The sequence below is a fragment of the Marinifilum sp. genome, from assembly GCF_965230805.1.
Classification (GTDB): Bacteria; Bacteroidota; Bacteroidia; order Bacteroidales; family Marinifilaceae; genus Marinifilum.
Map to the genome: position 1 here is coordinate 4640476 of NZ_OZ246019.1, position 23910 is coordinate 4664385.

The window sequence follows — 23910 nt, forward strand, 5'->3', positions numbered from 1 at the left end:
GTAAAAGCTTTATGATTATGGACATATTAAGATTGATGTTTTAGTATTATAGCATCTTACATATAATATCGATCTGTATAAAAATAATTAAATAGTTGAGTTTACATATTTGATAACCAGATTAATATTGATTTTTAAGCTAATTCATAATGATTTTATCTAAAAAAATAAGCATCTGTGTCCGAATGGCATAAAGCAGATCCTGTACTACCCCACAAAAAAAAAAGGCCTTCCAAAACGGAAGACCCCCAGCAAACAGCATGTTTTGCTATTTCTACTCTTAACAGTCTAATTACCTGAGTTAATAACCGGAGTTCGATTTGAATTAAACACCTCCTGAACAATCCTTTTGTGAGATTGAAATAGCTCTACTTCTACCCATTTGCACAACTCTCTTTGTTCAGATGAACTCAACCATTTTATTGATTTGGTTAATTCCCTTTTAAATAAGTTTAAATCATCTGAAACCGCATTCAATACCATTTTTTGATGTTCCAACATTCTTTGTTTGTTTTTATTGGTGGCAGTTAAAGAATTGATCTAATATTTAATAATTCGTAAATAAATTCAATTCTTTACCAATACCAGCATTAGCATGAAATACGCCTCGTTCTATTGGCCTTTTGCCAGATGGAAGCCACAAGATCAAAATAATCATTATCCTGTGTTTAATAATTGTTTTAATCATGCTCGTTTCACAGCAAAACTGGTATAATCTGTTTAGCCCACTTGTTAATTCTATCTTCCGTTAAATCTCCCTGGTTTTCCTCATCAAGAGCCAAACCAATAAATTTTCCGCCTACTACAGCTTTTGATTTCTCAAAATCATAAGTATATGTATCAACCGATCCAATAAGTTTACAAGCTTTATTCTTCACAATCTTGTATAAGGTTCCCATTCCATCAACAAAGGTATCCGGATTACTGCAAGCATCACCGAAGCCAAAAATTGCCACTACTTTTCCATTTAGATTTGCCACTTCGAGCTCTGAGATAAAATCTTCCCAATCATCCTGCAAATCGCCGGCACCCCAGGTTGAAGTCCCTAAAATAAGATTATCATATTGGTTTAATGCATCACATGGGTTCGAAGAAACATCAAATACATCTGCTTTTAATAAACCGGCTAGTTGATTTGCAGCATTTTCTGTATTCCCGGTAGTGGAACCGTAAATAATAGCTGTTTTACTCACTCCTAATTGTTTTAGTTTGTTACACTTGAATTGAGTCCTTCTTTGTTTAGAATAATTCAAAATTAAAGGTCATATCAGAAGCAAACAATCCTAAGAAATGATGATTTTTAAAAAGAACCCAAGTGATTATATACATTATCGAATAATAGCATATCAGTATCACACCAAGAAGCTGTTTTTAATATTCATACTTCTGTTAAAGGCTTTTTAGAATGCAGACTTAAATCGAGCTTAGTTTAATGTATAATGAAGAATTCGCCCCCCGTATTTAAATCTAGGAACAATAGACATGATAAAACCCATCATAAATCCTACCTTTTTCCATCCCGGAAAGTCGGAATAAAGATATGTTTTGATATGACACAAATTTTGCCCCCAGCTTTCAATCAACATATCATCATCTAAGCCAAATTCAAATTTTGCTTTACTATGCTTTAGGGAATCATGCCTATGAGAGTGTTTAGATAACCATTTGCTTACAATGTCAAAATGGATTTCACTCTTTGTAAATCGTTCTGACAAATTGAAATAAAACTCTTTCAGGTCACTTTCATCGAAATACATTACTACCCCTTCAATTATAAATATTATCGGATTTTTAGGGTGTTTTTCTTTAATATAGTCCATCCAATCGGTATCAAACATCGATGAAGAGATGTACTTATTGTTTTCGGATTCAGGCAATAGCTTTTTTCTAAATTGAATAACTTCTGCAATATCCAACTCATAAAACATTGCATCCTTGTTGCAATCTTTTAATCGTTCGTAGCGTGCATCCAGTCCACAGCCCAGAATTACCACAACAGGATTTAACTTCCTGCTAATAAAATCACGAACCTGTTCATCAAAATGATTGGATCGTACCACTACACCCACAGAACTGCGAATTGCTTTATTGTATTTTGAAAAGTCGTAATCGATGGCTTCATACATTTCACATGCTTTCTCATCATATAAAATCGGATCCTTTTTCTTGGTTTCCAATGCTTTCATGTAAAGCGTAATGTAAAGCGTATCGGCAATATTATCTTGCAAAGTATTTTTTAGTTTTTCCATCTTAATTCTATTGGGAGTAAGGGAATAAGCTTGTGATTTATGATACCAATCGCATCAGAAACATCATTAGGTTTTAAATGAGGGCTCATACATCTTGTATCTTTCTGGCAGCCAAAATAAGTTCCGGATACGCTAATCGGTAGTTGGGAGCTTTGGTTGATATGATTTCAAATCCTGTATCAAGTAATGCCTTCCTAAGCATATCTTCTTTTAAACAATGAGTTGGAAATCCCATGCTTCGAGTAATTAACTCAACAATACAAAGCGTTAAATGATGATCTCCTTTCATGCCTCCGCTAATGTGATTGGAAACAAACAAGGCACCTATTTTCATTGATTTATTAATTCTTTTTAATATACAAGCAAGGCTTTCGGGTGTATCATATTTGTATAAAAAATGTGATGAAAAGAAAAAGTCATAATCACATCCAAAATCATCCCCTTTAATTAAATCAAACGAATGGTAGCTTACACGATTATAATTTTTTTCATCCTTTTTAATTTGAAGCGCAATCTTACAAACTTGTTCCAAATCGTAAACATGAGCATGCAAATCGGGGTTTTCGTTTAAAAAAGCATAGGAATAGTAACCCGAATTACCGGCAAAATCGCACATTTTCTTTGCTCTTTTAAATTCGGGTATTTCTTTAACAAAGGCCAACACATTTTGCAAAGCTCCTGCTTTTGTGCCCTGTTCAATTCCTCGCATGGCACTTTCGTTGCTCCAGGCATGCTGATCAAAATCTACGATATTCCCCTTTAATGCTTCTGTTAAATTTGCCAAAGGCCCGTTATGGGTAGTAAATTGTTTAATTGCTCCCAACTGGTTGAATTCGGATGCTTGTGTAAGAAATTCATCTGCCAATGGACTTAGTTTGTAGATACTTTTATCTTTTTCCAAATAAGTAAGAGCTAGCAGTACCTCAAGTAATGCATCCATAATTCTCTCATCGGCACCACAAACATCGGTAATTTGGGCACACGACATTGGTTTGTAGCGCAATTCATCAAAAACTCCTATATCAATGGCCGCGCTGATAATATTTGGCAAATAGCTTCTATAAACAAGGTTATTAATCTCGCTGTAAGCGGTTTTTGGTGTTGCTGTATTCGTTGTCATATCTGGTTTATTTGATTGTTTTCAGCGCTAATGTCTCATTTATTCTATGATCTAACAATCCTCATTTCTGATTATATTATAGCAGTATTACCCTTTGCTGATCGATTGTAAATACTTAAATACTTGTTGATTATATCATGCTTATCTGCACAAATAAAGTGCTACGGCTATGCGGATACAAGGTATCCTAACCGCAGCACTTCCCACATATCAACTATCTTTCTATGTAACGGGTTGTAAAATAGGAATCAGGTAAACCCGGATTGTACTTTATTTCTTTAATCACATTGGTTGATTTTCTGCCATTTTGAATGTTTTTGATCTCAATATTGGTCAATCGATATTTATGATTGGTTTTATCAAGCTCTTTGTATTCTTTTACAATCATAATTTTTTCCTTATCGCCATACAAATCAAAGTATACAGATTTGATGCTTACAAAATTTTCTTTGTTGATATAAGTAATCTTCTTCGAAAAGCCATTTTCATTCTCAACCTCTTCGTTAATTGGCCTTTCTTCTATCACATAACAGATCTGGCCTAAAATGTTTTCCTCTCCTATCATTTTATAATGATATTCATCCACATTTGGGAGAGTCATATCAGCATACGAAAATTCGGTGCCCATAAAGCTTTTTGCATTTTCCGAATTGATAATTCTTCTGGTTTTTCTTAGGGCCGGCATATAAATCCACTTGTCATCATCCTCTTTGTTGTAATCGAAGGTTAAAAAGCCGGTTCCTTTAACATCGGCAGGTTGCAAGAACTTTAGTAATTTTTTCTCGGTTTTGCCGCCATCATACAACTTGGTAATCGAAGCCAATTCACGAATTCGCGTTTGCCCATTTTCATTAATGGTAGTTATCGTAGCCAAACCCTCTGTTCCCTTAACACGGGTAGCTTCAATCGATTTTTCTTTAATCTGCTTGCCGTTAATTTTTTGTGCTACAACAGCATTAAAAAACATCACAAGAAGCAATAATGTAATCGGTATTCGTTTCATATCTTTTTATTTTATCAATTTATATTTTAAACCAACTCCTCTTCTTCTATTAAAACCAATGGCTTTTCGGATTGAGTAATGGCAAGCTTTGCCGGTTCTAAAAATCTTGGTCGGATAATAATGCATAAGGCAGGAATAATAACAAGAGAAGCCAACAAACAAGCCGAAATGGTAATGATAACCAATACACCAAAGAATTTTACCGGCATAAAACTTGAAAACAACAATGCTGAAAATCCAATGATAACCGAAAGAGCATTAAAAAGTATGCCTCGTCCGGTAGTTTGAAGAGTAATAACAGTTGCATCTTTAAGGCTTTCTCCTCTAAGCCTTAACGACCTGTATTTCCAAATATAGTGTATGGTATAATCGATGCCTACACCAATCATTATAGATGACAAGAGTGCTGTAACAATATTTAGGTCGATGCGAGAGAATCCCATGATTCCAAACAAAACTACAATTGAAAACAGAAGAGGAACCGTTGAGATTACTGCCGCCATCAATGAACGGAAAACAATCATTAATAGAATAAACACGAGTGCAATGGCACAAACCAGCGAAAGCAACTGACCATTTACCACACACAGGTCTAACTCCGAAAAGACCGCAGAATTCCCCCCTATGTATTGCACATCAGCGTCGTCTCCCACAATTTTCTGAATCTCGGCAATTCCTTCGCGAAGCTTTGGTGTACTCGTACTCGTAAATCTTAACAATAGCATGGCGTGTTCAAAATTGAAGTCTATCATTTTTTCAAGATCATCGGGATCACCACTCATCAGGTACAACTCTAAATATTGTGCAACTGCATTATATGTATCAGGAATTCGATCATACAAATCATCTTCGGGATCGTTTATGGCTCTGCTGATTTGCCTCATAACTTTGGCTATGGAAGTTGTTGCACCTACGGTAGGTATGTTTTTAACCTCTTTCTCAATCCTGTCTATCTTCTTCATTAGTTCAGGCTCTTTAATATCACCTTTAAAAACAATAGACAAAGGAAAATAACCACCCAAATCAGAATTCAGTTTGTCGGCAGAGCTAACAACAGGATGATCATCTGCAAAATATTTTATGGGATCGGTATTCACCACTATAAGTGTTAAACCCACTATTCCGCATAGCGTTACAAAACTACTTATTGTAATTACACGCTTAGGATGTTTGGCTACACCAGCTCCTATGGCGGTTAAAAACTTATGCAATTGATTCGAAGACTTTGCTTTTTTTGTGTATGATTTTCTTTTTGGAGTAGGTAAAACAGCTATTAAAGCAGGTATCAATACCAAACTTGCTATCAATGCAACGGCTATACCTATGCCTGCCAATATGCCAATTTGTTCAGCCGGAATCAAAATATGTCCCAAAAGACAAAGCAATCCGGCAATGGTTGTAATACCTGCCAACACGATTGGTGTGCCTAAACTCGACAGCATATTTTTTATCAAATCAGCCCTGCTTAATTTTTCATCCCTTCTAAAATCCTCTTGCCACTTGGCAATCATATGTATACCGTAATCATTGGCAACTGCAATTAGCAAAATGGGCAACAGAATGGTTATTGCAGTAATTTTCCATCCCAGCATTGGCAGTAAGCCCATGGCTGCAAAAATGGATACCAACACAACAAGAAACGGAATCCATACACCACGAAACTGTTTGAAACAGAAGTATAAAAAAATCAACATCAGTAGCAATCCTAAAGGAAGGAGTCTTACAAAATCTTTCATCATATTTGATGATACATTTGATCTGGTATATGGAGGGCCACCCAAATACACCTTCTCGGGTCCTTCGGATTGGGCAAGCATATTATTCACCTCGCCAATGATATATTTCTCCGATACATCAGGTTCCAACAAACCAATTATGGTAGTGGTTTTAAAGTCCTCGGAAATAACGCTTCCGTAAACCAATTCATTTTCGCTAAGCTCCGTCTTTATTTTCTCCACATCTTTTGCTGAGCGAGGCAAAAGACGAACAGCGGGGTCTACCATCATCGCTCCATCCTGATTGCGAACCTGCTTGGTTTCGAAAAGAGACATTACCTTATCCACACCTTTTAAACGCTTCATTTTATCCGACAATCGCTTCACCCTTTTCAGAGTAGGCGAAGAAATAATATCATCGTGTTCAACAATAATCACGATCATTTCGGTTCCTCCAAATATATCCTCAATTTTTGCTTGTTGAACTCGCGAAGGCATATCTTCCGGCATATAGGTTAGCATATCCGGATTTAGCTCCGCCTTTTTAATCTGAGATGCCAATAAGGCCGATATCAACAGAAAAACCAATATTATCATCCATCGATACCTAATTGTAAAATCAGCTAATTTATTCATCTGACAACTGTATTATATAGTTAATTAAAAATTCACTTTAAACTCCAAAAAAATTGCATTGGCGCTGTGTTCCAAATAATCGTATCTCGAATCGGATGGGCCAAAGTAGAGCTGAGCTCCTATTGAGGTGCTAATGTTATCGGTTAGCAGATACTCGATCATTGGTTTGCAGTATAACTCCTGAGTTGTAAAATTGTAAAGGCTTAGTATTTCCATTTGCAGTGTTTCGTGAGCCAAGTCCATAGCAGGACGCATCGATACGGAATGGATCCATTTATCGGTTTGCCCAAACATCAAGTTGTTCTGTTGGCAAATAAAACCTTTTCTCGAATCGCTAAAATCAGACGCTTTACATACTTCATCCGGCACATATTTGCCAACATATTGCAGAATCAAACTAAAGTTTCCCCATTCTTTATCAACCCCAAGTGTATATTCCAATTGATCTTCGGGAATGTAAAACTCCTCTTCTTCTTTATCCTCGTTAAGCGATAAAGCAAACTCGCCTCGCAAGCCAATTTTGCCTAAGTTTGTCGAAAAATCAGCGCCAAGCACATAAGAAAGGTGTGCCCGCTGAAAAAGATGGAGATGGTTTTCCTTGATTTGATAATCTAAACCTGTAGTTTTATGATATCCCCGAAAAAACGACAGAGAAGCATCGAAAGAGGCTTCTTCGTACGACAATTTAAAGGCCAAAGCACTGTTCTGAAGTGTTTCTTCGGGGAAATAATTTGCCAGCCAGCTTATCGATTCGGTATTTACTTTCGGAAAAGGGATGTTAGAGGCTTTATAAACCGGTATTACATTTACATTGATTCGCCAAGGGTAAGCATTATAAGTTGCTGATAAAATAAAATTCGACATGCGTCGGTCGTCTTCCTCGGGCGAAAACACCGCAAAATCATTGGTGCTTAAATTATTGGTTGGATTAAAACCATCGGCTCGTCCCCATACAATAATTTGCTGACCCACTCGCAAGTCTATTTTCCCCAAATACAGGTCTACATATGCTTCGCGCAGATTGTATTGATCGGGATCTTCCTTAAGCAAACTTTTTTGTATGCGGAAATCGGCGTAAGCTCTGCCTAAATTCTCTTTATTGGTTTCGAACTGTAAGGATAACTCGCTATAACACGCACGGTAGTCTTTTTCGCTCATATAAGCATCGGCACGCACATATCCATTTAATCGAAAACCAAAATCCGATCCTCCATTACTTGATAAAGAAGATTCGAAAAGAGATTGAGAAAACAACAATTCTGCAAGAAGCAGAAAACACATTATTAATAACAACTTTTTCATCCGTAATTTTCATTGATTTAAGACTTACAGCAATAAGTCAATTACAGAATCAAAAGTAGCGTGGCAAACACATCAAAAATATCCCAAAACAGGCAAGCAATACCCCCAAAACGGTAATCATTTAAAAAAACAGATGGGAATATGGCAATTTTCGGATATTGAACAATTGAATAATGATACCAGTTTAATCAGGTAAGAGGTTTTAATTCTTTTTAGATTTTTTAGTTTGATAAAGGTTTAATAACGTGAGTTCGATGTAAAATTCGTTCACAGTTTGATTTGATTTTGAGTAGAAATTTTCTCAAATTTTCGAGGGAATATCGGGATATTTCAAGAAGATTTAAGGAAATTTATGCCGAAAGCAGGCAAACACATAATGGAAAGTTCTCTTTACGACATCTTCACATTAAAAAATTCCTCAAAATAGCCCACGATTCTTTCCAAATTTTTAATGCAAATTTATCCCAAATATAACTTTCTGTGGATAGAATTTTACGTCGAACTCTCGTTTAATAATAAATACATCGCATGATGCTACGACAATATTATTTATCAAAGAATTAACTCATAAAGACAAAAGCTTAAGACTTGTTTTATACTAATACTGATCTGAATGCCCATGATCAATCATTTTAGCCTGTTAGCAGTATTGGTTCGCCTCCTGGTAAGTTAGCATTTCAATCTTGTTACAATTTTTACTCGCCTGGTTAAGATACTTTTGCTTTTAAAATTAATTTGCGGATAATGTGTTATTATACAGACCACTATGATTGTAATAATGTTTCGGCATATTATTATGTACCCCCAACGGAAAACTGTAACCGAGCAGCGGAAAACCATAACCGAGCAACGGAAAACTGTAACCGAGCAGCGAAAAATGATAAGCAAGCGGTGCAAAATCGTAACCCATCAACATAAAATGATAAGCAAGTAGCAAAGAATGGTAAGCACGCAACGGAAAATTACAAGCGAGTAGCGAAAAATTGTAACAGTGCAGCGGAGACTTAAAACGGAGCGGCGGAAGATGATAAGCAATTGACGGAATGTTTCAACCCGTTAACAAAACGTCATAACCAACAAGCAAGTGTTTGTAATCATAGAGCGGATCATTATAAATAACGTGAGTTCAACCTTAAATCTATAAGGGAATGTTGCAATCTACCATAAAGTAAAGGAATTATTGACAATTGGTATTATACCTTCTTGCACATCGATTTTGGATTTAGTCCAAACTGATTCTTATAAGCTTTTGAGAAATGACTCAAATTAGAATAGCCTAATCGATAGCCTACTTCGCTTACCGAGAATCTGCCGGAAGACAGCATTTCTTTAGCCCACAACATTCTTTCATATAAAGCAAATTGATACAAGCTTTTTCCGAAAACTTGTTTAAAGAGTTTTTGTAGTTTGGTTTCGCTAAAAGCATATTTTTCGGCCAAGTCCTTAACTTTAGGAATTTCGTCGAGATGATTCAGGAGTTCCTTTTTTACTTTAAACAATCGATCAATATCATTCTCGTTAAGATCCAGAGCTTTTCCTATTTGTTGTCGTTTATTTACTCGTTCAATAAAACAGGCAAACAGTTCGCTAATCTTACCTTCAAGCATGTATAAATCAGAAATGGAATCTTCATATTTACTTAGTATGCCAACAGTTTCGGTTAGCAGGATATTTATTTTTGCAGAAATATGTTCGAAGATATAGAATGCCTGCTTCGAAAGAAGCAATTGTTTTACATAGCAATTTTTCGTATCTCTCATCCTTTCAAGCAAGTACACATGATCAACACTTATCACCAAATTGTCAATCCATGTATTGGCTGCATACTCCCAAATCGACTCGATGGAAGAGGACGGCCAAAATATTCCATTGGGTGATGCAATACCAATCTGCTCTATCTTGCCATCTATTTTCTGAGTAACCTGATCTTGATGAAGGTAAAAATGTATTGGCGAGCGAGGAACATTATCAATAGATTGTCTTATCACCTGCAAAGGTTCATAAAAAAAAGCATGCATATAACAAATGGTAAGGCCATTGGGTAAATAGATATTTTGAATAAATCCTTTCCCATGCTTGGGCGACAATAGTAAACGATCGTTAATAATATTGGAGTGCAGTTGATTCGCTACACTTTTTAACCAATTTGCAGATTCTTGTACGTTAAAGCTTATACTTGCCATTACGATGCCGAAATAATTTTATCTCTCAAGATAAAGAAATCATTTAATTATATTTTATAAAGCAGAAAGAAACCTTCCAAAAGGAAGGCTTTAAATAATCAAAAATCACAATAACAATCTAAGCATAAAAATACATTAATAAGGGTATGATAAAACCAAGAATCATCAACCACACTCCTCTTTTTTTAAATCCCTTTTTGCCTTTAACCATAACAGCACCCGAAAAGGCAAAAAATAGTAAGACAATAGCATAAATCATAGCGATTGAAGAAAACCTTTTGCCCGAATTGTAGTGAATATCGTTCACAAACTTATAAACAGGTATTTTTTTATAAGTAGTTAGCTTAATTTTTCCATTGTAAGGATCATACTCTCCTATTCCCCCCTTAACGTAGATATTATAAACTTTACCAGCAGGAATAATGTGTGTTAATTTTGGAACATCCTTAAAGTCATCCCAGCAAGACTTTAGCTCATCAGCACTTAAATTGATTTTAACATTCCTTTCCATTACAATTTCGCGATATGATGGATCTTGCTCATTTTTTTTAAGAACCAACAATATACCCGAAACCGCATAAATTAAGGTCAAGCCAATAAACAAATAGCCCAGGTCGCGGTGCAGAGATCTAATATTTTTATAAAAAGATTTCTTATTCCACAATTTCATAAGAAGTTCCTTTCACAAAATAGATTGAATAATAGTTTTTGTTATTTTCTTTCATCCAATCGCGCATTTTGGTAATATTGGCCATTTCGGCAGAACAGTGCTCCCCCCCTTCTTCGGCATCTTCTTTTGCTTTTACCTTCGCTTCATATTCATTAATTTCCTTTTCAGTTAGTCTTTGTTCTGCTATGCTACCTTTTACTGTTATGGTAGAACCGGATAGTTCACGATTAAAACCGTTAATCTCACCTGTGGCTTCCACTCGTATCGAAAACTTCCCTGTTTCATCAACCAGAAAAGCACGTCTTCCCGAATGTGCACAAACATGTTGAACAATTCCTTTAAAACAAACCTCTTTTCCAACATTTTGCTCTGCCATTTCGATAAGCTGCGAAATGCTATTGGCAGCAAGCGTTTTAACTTCTTCCTGTTTTGTATCTTGTTTTTTATTGCTTTGATTACAAGAAAGCAATACACTTAAAGCTGCAAAAGCAACAAATAGTAAATTTTTCATCTGTTTATAGTTTTATTTGATTTGCCAGATGGAAGCCGCAAAATCAAAATAATCATTACCATGTAGGTTTAATAATTATTTTAATTTTGCTCGTTTCATCTGTTTATAGTTTTATTTGATTTGTTATTTCTTTCGGTTTAACGGTTAAATATAACACTTGCAATAAATCCATAAATCCCTGTTATCGAGATCCAAATAAGCGGAAGGATTTGCATTTTTTGTTTGCGATACCTGATGATAAACAAAAAGGCAAATACCAAAATCATATTGGTAAATATAACCATATAAGATCCGAAACGAAGAATGGGTTTGATATATTTTGTATTTCCACTTGTAAATTTTACTGCAAATGGAAGAAAGAACTTGCTGTAATTCGTTCTTTTATCCCGACTCATAAAACTGGCCGTATCAACTATCTTTTTCGTATCAGCATTCAGCGCCAAAACACTTTTGCCCTTATTGGAAACCACATTCACATTCCAGTACAACGGATTTGCCATAATTAACAACTGATCTTTATCAACATCATAAGCAGGGGTTGGTACTTCCTGTAATTTGTACGATTCTGTTGTGATAATATGTAGCTTTTTGTTGGTATCGAATACAAAAGCATAAAAGCTCCTGTCGCCGGGTTCCTTTGTAAGTATAAATTCAGGAATAATATCGGCTGGCAAAGGCACCTTTTTTATAAAAGGCATGGCATTCACCATTTTCAAATGAAAAATCTGATTGTTACTATCTATTATAAAATAGCCCTCGTCGTATGCCTTTCTTGTAGAAGGATTTCCTGCAGCCAGTTTAGCCGGAAATTGAAATCCTCTTTTTATAAACTGCTTGTTAAAGCGATCACTTTTTTCTTGATTAATTTCGTTGGTTTCTGGATTAATAAACTCAATTCTATCAGTTAAACGAAACACATCGCCAGGCATTTCAATTTTTACACGCCCCGACATTGACTCAAACAAAGTATAAAGCGGAATGTGAGGTTTGTTTTTTTCGGCAGGTTTTACCCTAAAAAAGAATTTTTGCGAATTTACCGTTCTTGGATTGATATCTTTTCCATCAATGCTTTCAGGCATTCTTCTATCGGCAAACATCTGCTTCGAGTAAAACATTGGCAGTATGCTATCAAACTCAACTTCGTTATATTCTTTGTTGGTTTTAATGTTTTTACGAATAAGCCGATCCTCAATATCATCATATTCAATTGTGCAAAAAGCTTTGTCGATTGAACTGTAATAGGTAAATACATTTGAGGAAGCAGTATCGGTAATTAAATGATATGATTTTGGTAATAACCAAGCCAACAGTAAGGTTCCCAAAACAATGATAAGGTATTTTATATTTTTCATGTCTTTTAAAATCGATTTTATTAATCCTGTATCCCAACCTTAAATCGTTGAACAGAGAAATAGCCGAATGGCAATACATACAAAGGAATTAGAACAAGTGCCAATACAAGCAGACTGTAAGCACCCGGAAAATTGGAAAGGAAACACAATTGCAGACTTGCGAACATAAGCAAAGCATTAAAAATTCTGCGTTTCCAGGTAGGTTCCAAGCAGATCCATGACATGAAAGCGTATGCCGCAATTCCTGCAACATACCATGGCAGCAAAGTATACATCATACTTTCAATAATCTCGTTTGGAAAGTAAAGCACCGAAAACAATAAAATTACAGCAAGGTGCAAGACAAAAATAATTGTTAGTGACAGAAGCCCAAAGCCTAACATCGAGAATACAATCTTCTTGTTCGAAAGCGGAAGGTGTAAACTCAGTTTAATTCTTTTCTGAATCATTTCAGGAACAAATTGAGCCAAAGCCAAACAAAAACCTGTAGCCAATGGAAAATACTTTATATCGCGAAACAGAAACTGATCTCTGTTCACAATCACATCCCACAAATGTTCTAAACCAACCAGTCTAAACGATCTTCCTAACTTTAAAAATATATAACTCAAAAGAGCAAGGCCAACTGCAAAGGCACCTATTGCAAACCATTTGGTTTTTTTCCATTCTTTAAATAATAATGCTTTGGTCATTTCTTAATATTTTCCTGTTAATCCTATAAATGCTTCTTCCAAACTCAAACTTTCTTCCTGAATTTGATTGGTATTAACATTATTATTTGCCAATAAATTCTCCAATTCCGTTTTTCCCAACAAAGAATACACTTCGGTGTTCCCTTTAATTGTAACCGGATTGTGTATATCAAACATATCATCTAATCCTTCAGGATTTGCACAAGTAAACTTGTATCGCTTGAATGAATCTAACAACTCATTTACGGGCTTTTGCATAACAATTCTTCCGTAATCCATTATCAAACAATCATCAATTAGGCGTTCCATATCTTGTATGATGTGCGAGGTTACAAATACGGTTTTGTTCTCGGCTTTGGCATATTCGCTTAGGTAATCAACAAAAAGCATTCGGTAACCAGGATCTAGTCCCATCGAAAAATCATCCAGTATTAACAATTCAGGATCTTGTGCCAGTATCAATCCCAAAGCCACCTGCGATCTTTGACCGCAAGACATTCTTGAGATTTTCTGCTTCGGGTCAATTTTCAATAGTTTCATCAACTCATAATAAGCGTCCTTTCTCCATTTTGGATAGAAAGCCGAATAGAATTTCTCAATCTCTGAAATGTTCATGAATGAATACTGAACATGACCTTCAATTAACAATCCTACCTTTCGTTTGGTTTCGGGAGAAAGATTGGCTGAGCTCTCGCCAAACATCAAACATTCTCCGTTACGTGGTTTTAAATAGCCATTTAAAATGTTTATAGTAGTGGTTTTTCCAGTACCATTTTTCCCAAGTAATCCCAGAATTCTACCTTGAGGAATTTCAAAATTCAAATTCTCATAAATACAGCGTTTGCCGTAGTAATGAGTGAGGTTTTTGCATTGTACGATTGGTTGCATAAATGCTTAGTTATTATAAAATAATTGGTGTTATTGTTTTCTGTATTAATTAGATTATCGCCTACTCACTTTAAAAAGAGCATCCGATACTGATATCAACAATATTAAAAGTATCTCCTTTTATAAATTCGATATCAGTAGCTTTCGTATGCTTATAATTGATTCCTGCAAAAGCTCTGATTTTACTATTTTTTAAAAGTCTTGAGTACTTCAATCCTGCATGCATGCTGATGCTTGTATTGGTTAAATACTCAAATTCACGGTATAAATTAAAGTCGGTACTGCGATATGTAGTTTCTACATCTGTTGCTCCTGAGTAGATTCCAGCATTAAGAGGAGTTCCACTTCCTGAATTATAACATCCACCCAAATCAAAAGAGAGTTGATTTTTGTCAAGCACAATATTTCTTTTAAGATTCAATCTACCAACTAACTGTTTTACGGTTTGATATCGGTAGTGTGGATAAATGGATACTTCATGTTTTCGATTTCGATAATCTGCTGCCATTCTAAAACTCCACTTCGGGTTAAAATCACTGTAGTTGATATGAAGCTGGTAGTCAAATGAAGCGTGTAATTCTTTCCTTGTTAGCACTAGAGTTGGTGCTTCATAGTTTATATGGGTCACATCCGTTGCTTGGTCATGATCGTATATGGGATTCTTTTTCCAGTTCTCCAGTTTCTCGTTAGCTGCGTACAGGTGAATCTGATGTAAAGCCTTTCTACGTTTGTAAGATAAATATCCATTGTAAGCCCAAAGATCTGCACTATGATCAGTGTAAATTCTTGTCAGGTCAGATTTAACCCCGAAGTAACCTTCCCTTTTATTCATTGTAAACTCATTAAAGAATTGCAGGTGTTGTGTAATTTTTGTGTTTAATTGAACTGAAAAGCCATTTATTTTATCAACAAGCGGATTTTCAGAACTATCACCTGTGTATCCATCCATGCCAAATCCTTCGACTTGTCCCCAAAAGGTTCCCCAGGCAATAAGAGAGTTAAATGTTTGTTCTATATTACCATAGGTATCAAAACTAGTGTCTTCTACCCGCTTGTGGTAGTGATAATGGATTCCTATTTCTGCCCATGCTCTAATTTCGTACATAGTACCGATTGACAAATCGATATCCATTAGGTTGTTAAGATGCCTTAGGTCTTTCTTTTTTACATAGTTGGCCGATGTATAAGCAACTTTACCTCCAAGGGTTAATTTTTTAGAGAGGTCGATTGCCGTTGCTCCTCTTAGCAGGTAAGTCTCTTTCGATTTTTCTCCTCGTGTTGTATCGGCATATTCAACAATATTGAATGGTGCAAAATCCGGATCGATCCAAGCCGATGCCCCCATGTTTTTACCAGTAAAATTACTATAGCTAATACCACCCCATAGAACTACTTTGGGATTCAACCTAAAATAAGATTCAGCATCAACACCATAGGTATGGCTTCGGTCAGATTGATTATAATTGATAAAATCACCTCTTTTAAAGCTGCTATTCAGACTAATTTCGGAAATGGTATCAATCGGCAGATGTTTTAAGCCGGCTGCATTATTAGTTCTTAGCCAAACTTCCGATTGACGAACGAATTGCAGATCGGCCCACCTAGCCTTCTCTTGAGCCAAAGATGATAAGACGGAGCAAAGAATTGCCCCGCCTATAAATATTGCTATTGCTAAAGTTTTATGCATAAAATATTAGTCACGTAATGAAGCTTGACTTCTCTGATGGAAATCATTTGTTGAGTTATTGGTATCCAAGTATATAATCCTTGCTCCATTAGCAATTGAAGCTACAGCATTAATACCGCTAGGATCTGTACTACTCACTCCGTCAATCTCAGTTCCAAACTTGTATTCATACACCAATTTATCGGCATTGCCCTCAATCGCTTCGGTTGCTGCCTTGTCTACATTACGGTGTAAGGAGTATCCTAATTTCGAGCTAAATAATGCACTACCCGAATCAATACCATCAGGAAAACGTTTGAAATTTTCGTAACCGGTTCTAAATACCTCAATACCATCTAATATCCATTCTGTATTTAGTTTTTTAGATCCTTTATCCCCCTCTTCGTCAGTTAAATTATCGGTACTTGAACCAAAAGCTTCAGGTGTTGAACCTTTGGTAGTGAAAATAAAGAAAGCAGGACTACTACTGCTAAATACCCATGCTGATCCACGTCCCCATTTTTGGATGTCTAGATAATGACTGCTTGGAATGCTTTCATCAGGTGCTACATACTTGCTATGGGTCAATTGATCTTTATTATCCCAGAGCACCCAGTAATCTGAATTGGCCAGATTAACAGACTTACTGTATGTAGATGTATGATCGATGGCACCACATAAGGCGATAACCATTTCTTCTCCTGGCTCTAGTGTTACTGCCGTTTGAGTATGAGGAATACCACTGATTGCAGGCACCCATCCTTCGTTAAGATAATTCAAAGTACCATCTACGGTATAATCTCCTGACATGTTTGAATTATAAGGCGATACTGTTCCCAGGCAGATATTATCGAAAGTAGCTGTCTCATCTGAATTGTTGTATAGAATCACATACTGGTCATTGCGATAAGAACCTGAACCATCATCTTTGGGACACCCGCCAATATACAACTCTTTAATTATGATTTGGCATGATACAGATTCTATCAACTGTAATTCTATAGGTGTAGAACTGTCCCACGATTCGTTAAGCACAATGTCACTTTGTGTGGTGATATAAGAATAAACATTACTGTTCGCCACTCGCCTATCTACAACCGTAGCTTGATATGTTCCTGGATTGGCAACAAATTCGACTATACCGTCAGCTGTTGTAGTAGCCTTTAGTGTTTCATTTGTACTGCTGTTAATAATTGACACGTCAATTCCTTCTTTAACACTAAATTCACTCCCGGATGGGTAAGTTAGTTGAAATGTCACTTCTACTTTTGAATCTGTACGCCCCAGATATGTTTCTGTCAAATCAACACTTACCTGTATTGCCTCTAGCTCAGAGCTATTAACACTAATATTTGTTTTTGTTCCTGTATATTGGTAGGCATATACATCATCTACTACACGATCTTCGGTAACTGTTGCTTCATAAATGCCATAAGGAATTTGAAAAGTAGCTATCCCATTGGCATTAGTATTCGACTCATAATATTCACCAGTACCGCCTTTAAGCTCTACCATAACACCTTCCACCAATTCCGTATCTCCAGGATAATTCAATTGTACTTCAAGTGTTGCTATGCTTGGGTCATCATCATCATCACATGAATAAACCAGAATAAGCGAACAGATTGAAAGAAAATAAAGAAATTTTTTCATTGTGTTTATATTTAATTATTATACATATAATTGATTCAAAGTTTAATCCTCATGCTTACTCCGTAATGAAAATCAGGCAAGTAAGAACCATATAGGCTTCGGTTGCCTTCAGCTCTTGTAGATCTTACCGTTCCCATATTTCGCGTGAAATTTCTTGCGAAAAAGGAAACAGAGCCAATGTCTCCAACCTCCTTGGTTACTTTAATGTTGGCCGAATAGTAAGCCGATATTTTATTGCTTTTAAAGAAGTTTTCATAATCCGTTTTTACGACTAACTTAGACAGTTCGGCATATAAAGCCGGATCGTTTTCTCTTGCCCAAGCAAAGCGCTCCTCAAAAGGACTTTTGGTATCCATATCCTCCCAAGTGGTGTAATAAAGCGGATAGATTCCCACATATTCGTTTCGCTCATATATGTTGGTATCATCACCAAAATAGTTTGCCCGATCTTCTAGTATAAAGCCTCTGTTACCTCTTCCATATTCGCTCAGCTTCCTACTATAATTGTACAAGGAAGATTCTATCCTAAGCGTTACAATCATTCGTACTTTCGGAATATGAGTTTCTATGGTAAAGTTGGTATTAACACGTTTTGATAGGCTGCCGTTGGCAGCACTTTCAGACCCAATATAATGCCCCACATATTTTAAAGGCTCCTCGTTTGCCATACGTATGTTTGGTCTTGAAGCAGAAACGTGCTCTTCTATTCCTTTGTAGTAGTAATAGTTACCATCAATTCGAACAGATGTACTTAGTGCTTTCACTTTTGCAAAATCAATAATCCAATCTACACCCATTCGGGTTACTGATGATCCGTTACTATACTTTGTTCTGCTTAAAAAATCATTTCTTACCTTATAATTTAAGGGATAACTGGCATGCTGCCCACTGGCATCATGTACGGTAACAAGACCTGTGCTTTTATCAATTGTAAAACGCCTGTCGTCAGCAGGTATCATGCTGTTTTCAAGTGCTTCTACTTCCGTTATGTTATAGGAATATGGCGTATAAACCGAATGATGGATATAAGGATTATTCGTTTTCTTACGATAAGCTGATACATTAATTTTAGTCCCCTTAATATTGACACCAAAGCCAAGCTGAAACTGGTTGTTATATTGATATTTCAATTCCGGATTGTAAAGGGTAGTGCTAGCTTGGTTATAATAGGCTGTATAAGAAACATTATCGCTGTTTGAAGGGGAAACAAAGGCATGCTTATCTGAATATGTAGGTTTGGGGTTTAGTACACCCATACTCGGCAGTTTTACCGATTTTCCCCAGCCTGCATAAACATTGTAACTACTTACAGTTGAAGCTGTACCATTCTTTTGTGTGTACTTAATGTTTACCCGCGGCGAAATATTACCTACCCAAGCATAATCCGATTTTCTGATGTAAGTATTATCGGAACGCACACCGGCAGTTAATATGACCTTTGAACGTTCATTTAGCTTTCTGGTTAATTTATCCTCCAGGTAAAGCGCCAGATTATTGGTATGAGGAACCTCACTTAATACAAAAGGTTGCCAATCCGGAGCGTAACGAATATCTTCATAATAAGTTCCTTTACCCAGGTTACCACTATTGCTGTAATCAATGCCCAATAGTATTTTATTCGTATAGTTTTCGAAGGTATTCACCTTGTCGGCCTTTATTTTAGCCGCAAAAGCAATTTGTTTACTATCATGATATCTTGTTTCGTACCAATAACCGGTAGGCAGAAGCTTTATTGGGGCACTGGGATTTTCATCGTAATCAGTTGCCATAAAATAACCAGTTTCGGTGGCATGGTTCGCTGCTGATGTACCTGCTGCACTTTTATTATCTCTTTCTTCTTCAAACTTATCGGAATAATTGACAGATGTTGAAAACCATAAATTATTGATCCATTTTTTATTTAGGAACCACTTTGCAGCAATATTCCCCCTAATAACATTGTCTTTAATTTTTTCATAAGTTCCGGTAAATAAATCCGGATCATCTTCATTGTTGTAGCCTCCCTCATTCAATGTTAAACCTGTTGTTAATGTCAAACGATTTTTAAAATATTTTTCGTGAGTTAAGCTCAATCCATTTCGTTCATATGTTTTATAAGGAGACATTAGATTTGAGAATGAGCGAGTATGTTCTCCACTTACATTGAGTGTCCCCCAGTTATTCTTTAAAGCAAATCCCTTACTCAATCCAAACTGTTTTGTTTTAGGATTTAGAGCAACTATTGCTTTTAAGGGAGTACGTCCTTTTAGGGTATTAATTTTAACAATGCCATTGCTCAAGTCGCCATGCTCCACTGACGCAATACCTGTTGTTACTTCAATAGACTCGATATTAACAGTACTGATATTTCTGGTATCTATTCCATTAGGATTAAAGTCATTAAAGGATGCATTATTCTGCAATCTTACACCATCCACTTCAATGGCCGTTCCAAACGAAGCATTACCCATTTCTCCGGTCGACTCATTATGAATTAGTAATCTTCGAGACCCAATCAGGCTAGTGCTTGTGGACGTTTTTCCACCTGGTAGTAAACTTTGAATTTGTGACACATCCAATACTTGTTCGTGCTCCAGAGCTGTGCTGGTAATTTTATAGGTCGTTGATTGCTCCTCCTTTAATTCAGCGGTAACCTTAACCTCATTTAATCCTAAGGATAAAATTTCCATTTCAAAATGATGGATGGATGAATCGGGGCTTATCCAGATTTCTTGTTCAATAGTTTTATAACCCAAGCAGGTTACTGCAATATTGTATTTCCCAGATTGAAGGTGTTTTATTGAGTATTCTCCATTAGCATTTGTAACCGACCATTTGTTAATCTCCTTTAATACTACTGTAGCTAATTCAATGGCTTTACCCGATTCTTTTGACAGTACTTTTCCTGTTAAATCTTGATGAGTTTGAGAAATAGCTTGCGAAGGTATAATTGTTGCGCCTAGCACGAACAATAAAATAAGAGAACTTAATTTCATGTTAATCCAACAGTTTTGCCATTTGATAGCTCATATTATATGAGTAATTCGAATTTATTAAGACTAACTCTTAATAAGTGTGGCACAAAAGTAGGATGTAGTACAAGTTTTAACAATCATCATTTATGATGATAATATCCCAAAGAAATCACAAGAAATTATTATAATGTGAGTTCGACGTAAAATTCTATCCACAGAAAGTTATATTTGCGATAGATTTGCATTAAAAATTTGGAAAGAATAGCGGGCTATTTTGAGGAATTTTTAATGAGAAGATGTCGTAAAGAGAACTTTCCATTATGTGTTTGCCTGCTTTCGGCATAAATTTCCTCAAATCTTCTTGAAATATCCCGATATTCCTGCGAATATTTGAGAAAATTTCTACTCAAAATCAGATCAAACTGTGAACGAATTTTACCTCGAACTCACGTTATTATAGAATTCATAAAATCCTGATATATCAATATATTCTAACAAATCATTTATCTGTATATATCTTTTCATCATATCTAATAAAAAAAGCCTCACTAGAATAATTCCGGCAAAGCTCTTCAACTAACAAAAGTAACCGTTGCACAACCAAGTAATATTTCTAAAAAATAAGATAAAAGCCATAAAAGTATGCGGATTTGCAAGCTTTTAAGGCTTTGTTTTTTCTGTGTTTTTTGCTTGTGCTTTAAATTATTAAGTGCTTAAATTAACTCTAATTAAGCCAATACACTTCTTCAGGGAATGAAACAGAACAATGGCCTGATTTGTCATTGTTTCAGCTGTTTTATTCATAAATTTCATTAGTTTTTTAAGGTTATAGGCTGTTGCAGACATGTGCATTACCTTATTGGCCTGGGCAATTCCTATAGTGTTGATTTTTCGAAGTCCCATAAATTGTGTTAAGGTTCCGAATACAGGCTCGACTGTAGATTGCCGTTTGCCTTTCATGTATCTGCCGAACTTGCTCTTCACCCTTTTGTTGTTGCGTTTATACTGTTCTACATACACAGTTATTGCGATGCGTTTTTCGTGACTTTTGCCCAGGCATTTCTTCTTGATAGGACAGTTTTTGCAATCGCTTCGTTTGGTCAGATAATGATTCTGAAGAGAGTTGGTTACCATTTTTGTTTTTCGAAAAGTAACTTTCTTTCCCATGGGACAAATCCAGTAGTTTTCCTCTTTACAGAAAGTAAATCCTTCGGGACCGCCCTTGTAAGTTCCGTGTGGAGGTATGTAGCTGATAATGTTTTCCTTTTCCAGAAAAGCATAGTTTTCTCCGCTACTGTAACCGGCATCGGCAAGAAGGGTTGTCCACAACAAACCTTGATTTTTAAGTCTTCGCTTTAAACGCTTTGTGGCATCCTGCAAGTATTGATTGTCTTTTTTATCAGCATGGTAGGCTTTTACATCGGTGATCACATGATTGGCAGTATCAACACTGATATTATTTAGATAATTCAGCTTTCTGGCTTTGCCAGGTTTTACGCTGATTCTTGCATCGGGATCGGTTGGGCTGTAATGGGTTTTGTTACTGGTATACTTGGCTCCTTTGTTGGCAGCTCCCGGACGTTGATCCTGATTCTTTTGCCAATTACGATTGCGGGATTTTATTTCCTGCAATTCTCTTTTATCGGCTGTAATGATTTGCTGATTGCGAGAAGCCTTATTCTTTTTAGGCTTCCTGTCTTCTCTACTCTGGTAGCGAGCTTTTTGAAGATAAGCCTCCAGCTGTTCTTCAGGAACTTTCAGTTCCAAACTATCCATGCTGGCATTGGCTTTTATTGGTGCTGAATCCATGGCCTGAGTATGACCTGCAACCATTCCCTTGTCTACACACATGCTTAAAATATGAGTAAAAACCTCTTCAAATATCTTTTCGGGAAACAGTTGTCTTGTTCTGCTTAAAGTACTGTGCCATGGCAATTGCTCATCGATATCAAATCCTAAGAAAAATAGGATATCCAATCGCATGGAGCAGTGTTCAATTAACTGTCTGTCACTTATGATATTTTCTAAATACCCAACTAAACAGAGTTTATAAAAAACAACAGGATCAATGCTCTTCTGTCCACATTTCCCGTAGTAAGCTTGAGTCTTTTTGTATAAAAAGGATAAATCTAAAACGGATCTTAATCTTCGATAGAAATTATTTTCAGGAACTCTTCCGGAGAGTTGAAAGCTGGAAAATAACTTCTCTTGGTAAAGTTTCTTTCCTTGCATTTTTATTTACAAGTTAAGCTATTATCATTGCTAAGTAAAGTTATTATTGTTAGTTTTATAAACAAGTTATCAAGAGTTGTGCAACAGGCACAAAATCTAAATTACAACTTACAGCAGTCCTAATTTAAGAGTCTTACAGAATTTACTTTTTCTTTTGTTTTTTCATTAAATCCTTTTTGGATTGTTTCATCCAATCCTCTTCTACAAATAGTAATCCATTAACCGATTGAATTCTTACAATTGATTCACTTTCGTTTACTGATAAAATTTCCATATGCCGTCTATTTAAATCTTTATGGTTTTGCATTGATAAAAGTAATCGGTTTATAAACTGCCAACAACCCTCAATATTGATGAAATCGATCTACTGTAATCCTCATTTATAATGACAATCTAAAGAAATCAATTATAATGCCATATACCTAGTCTATAGGCACATTGATAGTATGTATTTATAAGTTTGCAGAAAAAACTATGAATCGGAATAAAAATAATTTACTTTTGCTACGAAATGAAAATGGTGCAACAACATATCAAAAAAATTGCCATTACAGGACTCTATATAATGAGTTTGCTGATTCTAAACAACATTCTGTTTACTCATCAGCATGTGCTTCCTGACGGCAAAATTATTGTGCATGCACACCCATTTCATAAAACCGACAATCCTCCAAATAAGCATCACCATAGTAAAAGTGATTTTCTTGTATTACAGAACATCTCTTTGTTATTCTTTATTGGAAGCTTAGTTGTTGGTTTCTTAACAAAAATTGTATCCAAAGAGAGTCATGATGTACAGCCTTTGGCATATCATCATCCTCTTGTTATTAAGAAATTTGGAAGAGCCCCTCCAAGATAGATCCGCACATGGCTTATAATTTATGCAAAAATTATAAGCTGCCTACATCTTATTTATAACTGTTTTTGCATATGATCTGCTTTATTTTATAAAGCCATATTGTATCATGAATCAAGATGAAACATCCCATATACAATGATGTGTATATACATATCGCTGGTTTAACGGATAATAGGTAGATAATGGAATTGTTTTGACATGAAAAATGACAAAATAATTCTCCTC

General features: G+C 35.8%; 19 protein-coding genes. 1 reads left to right on the forward strand and 18 read right to left on the reverse strand.

Features of this window, described 5'->3' with window-relative positions:
• Window positions 1-288: 288 nt before the first annotated feature.
• The 18 genes from ACO05S_RS18065 to ACO05S_RS18150 all read right to left on the reverse strand — a co-directional run bounded on the left by ACO05S_RS18065 (window position 289) and on the right by ACO05S_RS18150 (window position 23100).
• Entirely contained in the window at window positions 289-501 is a 213-nt protein-coding gene (locus tag ACO05S_RS18065) for a hypothetical protein (protein ID WP_421919414.1), read from the reverse strand.
• Between the two features lie 194 nt (window positions 502-695).
• Window positions 696-1193 (reverse strand): flavodoxin, encoded by a 498-nt coding sequence (locus tag ACO05S_RS18070; protein ID WP_421919415.1) that lies wholly within the window; start codon window positions 1191-1193, stop codon window positions 696-698.
• A 231-nt stretch (window positions 1194-1424) separates the two neighbouring features.
• A complete protein-coding gene (locus ACO05S_RS18075; protein ID WP_421919416.1) occupies window positions 1425-2249 on the reverse strand; it encodes a class I SAM-dependent methyltransferase in 825 nt (274 codons plus the stop codon).
• 85 nt (window positions 2250-2334) lie between these two features.
• Entirely contained in the window at window positions 2335-3369 is a 1035-nt protein-coding gene (locus ACO05S_RS18080; RefSeq protein WP_421919417.1) for a methyltransferase family protein, read from the reverse strand.
• 214 nt (window positions 3370-3583) lie between these two features.
• Complete coding sequence (locus tag ACO05S_RS18085) at window positions 3584-4372, reverse strand: outer membrane lipoprotein-sorting protein (RefSeq protein WP_421919418.1); 789 nt, start codon at window positions 4370-4372, stop codon at window positions 3584-3586.
• A gap of 26 nt (window positions 4373-4398) precedes the next feature.
• Window positions 4399-6723 carry an efflux RND transporter permease subunit gene (locus ACO05S_RS18090; protein WP_421919419.1) on the reverse strand — a complete coding sequence of 775 codons (2325 nt, stop codon included), beginning with the start codon at window positions 6721-6723 and terminating at the stop codon, window positions 4399-4401.
• Between the two features lie 24 nt (window positions 6724-6747).
• Complete coding sequence (locus tag ACO05S_RS18095; RefSeq protein WP_421919420.1) at window positions 6748-8025, reverse strand: hypothetical protein; 1278 nt, start codon at window positions 8023-8025, stop codon at window positions 6748-6750.
• A gap of 1193 nt (window positions 8026-9218) precedes the next feature.
• Entirely contained in the window at window positions 9219-10208 is a 990-nt protein-coding gene (locus ACO05S_RS18100) for a helix-turn-helix domain-containing protein (RefSeq protein ID WP_421919421.1), read from the reverse strand.
• 118 nt (window positions 10209-10326) lie between these two features.
• Window positions 10327-10878 (reverse strand): PepSY-associated TM helix domain-containing protein, encoded by a 552-nt coding sequence (locus ACO05S_RS18105; RefSeq protein WP_421919422.1) that lies wholly within the window; start codon window positions 10876-10878, stop codon window positions 10327-10329.
• Entirely contained in the window at window positions 10862-11389 is a 528-nt protein-coding gene (locus ACO05S_RS18110; RefSeq protein WP_421919423.1) for a hypothetical protein, read from the reverse strand. The genes ACO05S_RS18105 and ACO05S_RS18110 overlap by 17 nt, the downstream gene beginning before the upstream one ends.
• A 137-nt stretch (window positions 11390-11526) precedes the next feature.
• Window positions 11527-12741 carry a DUF4857 domain-containing protein gene (locus ACO05S_RS18115; protein ID WP_421919424.1) on the reverse strand — a complete coding sequence of 405 codons (1215 nt, stop codon included), beginning with the start codon at window positions 12739-12741 and terminating at the stop codon, window positions 11527-11529.
• Between the two features lie 20 nt (window positions 12742-12761).
• Window positions 12762-13433, reverse strand: coding sequence for a hypothetical protein (locus tag ACO05S_RS18120; protein ID WP_421919425.1), 672 nt, complete (start codon window positions 13431-13433; stop codon window positions 12762-12764).
• Window positions 13434-13436: 3 nt separating this feature from the next.
• On the reverse strand, window positions 13437-14321 hold the full coding sequence (locus tag ACO05S_RS18125; protein ID WP_421919426.1) for an ABC transporter ATP-binding protein: 885 nt from the start codon (window positions 14319-14321) through the stop codon (window positions 13437-13439).
• A 70-nt stretch (window positions 14322-14391) separates the two neighbouring features.
• Window positions 14392-16008, reverse strand: coding sequence for a DUF6850 family outer membrane beta-barrel protein (locus tag ACO05S_RS18130; protein WP_421919427.1), 1617 nt, complete (start codon window positions 16006-16008; stop codon window positions 14392-14394).
• Window positions 16009-16014: 6 nt separating this feature from the next.
• Window positions 16015-17640: a DUF4876 domain-containing protein gene (locus ACO05S_RS18135; protein ID WP_421919428.1), complete on the reverse strand. Its 1626-nt coding sequence runs from the start codon at window positions 17638-17640 to the stop codon at window positions 16015-16017.
• A gap of 35 nt (window positions 17641-17675) precedes the next feature.
• Window positions 17676-20615, reverse strand: coding sequence for a TonB-dependent receptor (locus ACO05S_RS18140; RefSeq protein ID WP_421919429.1), 2940 nt, complete (start codon window positions 20613-20615; stop codon window positions 17676-17678).
• Between the two features lie 684 nt (window positions 20616-21299).
• A complete protein-coding gene (locus ACO05S_RS18145) occupies window positions 21300-22826 on the reverse strand; it encodes an IS1182 family transposase (protein ID WP_421918671.1) in 1527 nt (508 codons plus the stop codon).
• 142 nt (window positions 22827-22968) lie between these two features.
• On the reverse strand, window positions 22969-23100 hold the full coding sequence (locus ACO05S_RS18150) for a hypothetical protein (RefSeq protein WP_421919430.1): 132 nt from the start codon (window positions 23098-23100) through the stop codon (window positions 22969-22971).
• 237 nt (window positions 23101-23337) lie between these two features.
• Here ACO05S_RS18150 and ACO05S_RS18155 point away from each other — a divergent pair, with 237 nt between their 5' ends.
• A complete protein-coding gene (locus ACO05S_RS18155; protein WP_421919431.1) occupies window positions 23338-23685 on the forward strand; it encodes a hypothetical protein in 348 nt (115 codons plus the stop codon).
• Window positions 23686-23910 lie beyond the last annotated feature (225 nt).

What these genes read in the sequence shown, in the direction of transcription:
- ACO05S_RS18065 (WP_421919414.1), bottom strand. Translation starts at nt 501, where the DNA reads ATGTTGGAACATCAAAAAATGGTATTGAATGCGGTTTCAGATGATTTA.
- ACO05S_RS18075 (WP_421919416.1), bottom strand. Translation starts at nt 2,249, where the DNA reads ATGGAAAAACTAAAAAATACTTTGCAAGATAATATTGCCGATACGCTT.
- ACO05S_RS18080 (WP_421919417.1), bottom strand. Translation starts at nt 3,369, where the DNA reads ATGACAACGAATACAGCAACACCAAAAACCGCTTACAGCGAGATTAAT.
- ACO05S_RS18085 (WP_421919418.1), bottom strand. Translation starts at nt 4,372, where the DNA reads ATGAAACGAATACCGATTACATTATTGCTTCTTGTGATGTTTTTTAAT.
- ACO05S_RS18090 (WP_421919419.1), bottom strand. Translation starts at nt 6,723, where the DNA reads ATGAATAAATTAGCTGATTTTACAATTAGGTATCGATGGATGATAATA.
- ACO05S_RS18095 (WP_421919420.1), bottom strand. Translation starts at nt 8,025, where the DNA reads ATGAAAAAGTTGTTATTAATAATGTGTTTTCTGCTTCTTGCAGAATTG.
- ACO05S_RS18100 (WP_421919421.1), bottom strand. Translation starts at nt 10,208, where the DNA reads ATGGCAAGTATAAGCTTTAACGTACAAGAATCTGCAAATTGGTTAAAA.
- ACO05S_RS18105 (WP_421919422.1), bottom strand. Translation starts at nt 10,878, where the DNA reads ATGAAATTGTGGAATAAGAAATCTTTTTATAAAAATATTAGATCTCTG.
- ACO05S_RS18110 (WP_421919423.1), bottom strand. Translation starts at nt 11,389, where the DNA reads ATGAAAAATTTACTATTTGTTGCTTTTGCAGCTTTAAGTGTATTGCTT.
- ACO05S_RS18115 (WP_421919424.1), bottom strand. Translation starts at nt 12,741, where the DNA reads ATGAAAAATATAAAATACCTTATCATTGTTTTGGGAACCTTACTGTTG.
- ACO05S_RS18120 (WP_421919425.1), bottom strand. Translation starts at nt 13,433, where the DNA reads ATGACCAAAGCATTATTATTTAAAGAATGGAAAAAAACCAAATGGTTT.
- ACO05S_RS18125 (WP_421919426.1), bottom strand. Translation starts at nt 14,321, where the DNA reads ATGCAACCAATCGTACAATGCAAAAACCTCACTCATTACTACGGCAAA.
- ACO05S_RS18130 (WP_421919427.1), bottom strand. Translation starts at nt 16,008, where the DNA reads ATGCATAAAACTTTAGCAATAGCAATATTTATAGGCGGGGCAATTCTT.
- ACO05S_RS18135 (WP_421919428.1), bottom strand. Translation starts at nt 17,640, where the DNA reads ATGAAAAAATTTCTTTATTTTCTTTCAATCTGTTCGCTTATTCTGGTT.
- ACO05S_RS18140 (WP_421919429.1), bottom strand. Translation starts at nt 20,615, where the DNA reads ATGAAATTAAGTTCTCTTATTTTATTGTTCGTGCTAGGCGCAACAATT.
- ACO05S_RS18145 (WP_421918671.1), bottom strand. Translation starts at nt 22,826, where the DNA reads ATGCAAGGAAAGAAACTTTACCAAGAGAAGTTATTTTCCAGCTTTCAA.
- ACO05S_RS18150 (WP_421919430.1), bottom strand. Translation starts at nt 23,100, where the DNA reads ATGGAAATTTTATCAGTAAACGAAAGTGAATCAATTGTAAGAATTCAA.
- ACO05S_RS18155 (WP_421919431.1), top strand. Translation starts at nt 23,338, where the DNA reads ATGAAAATGGTGCAACAACATATCAAAAAAATTGCCATTACAGGACTC.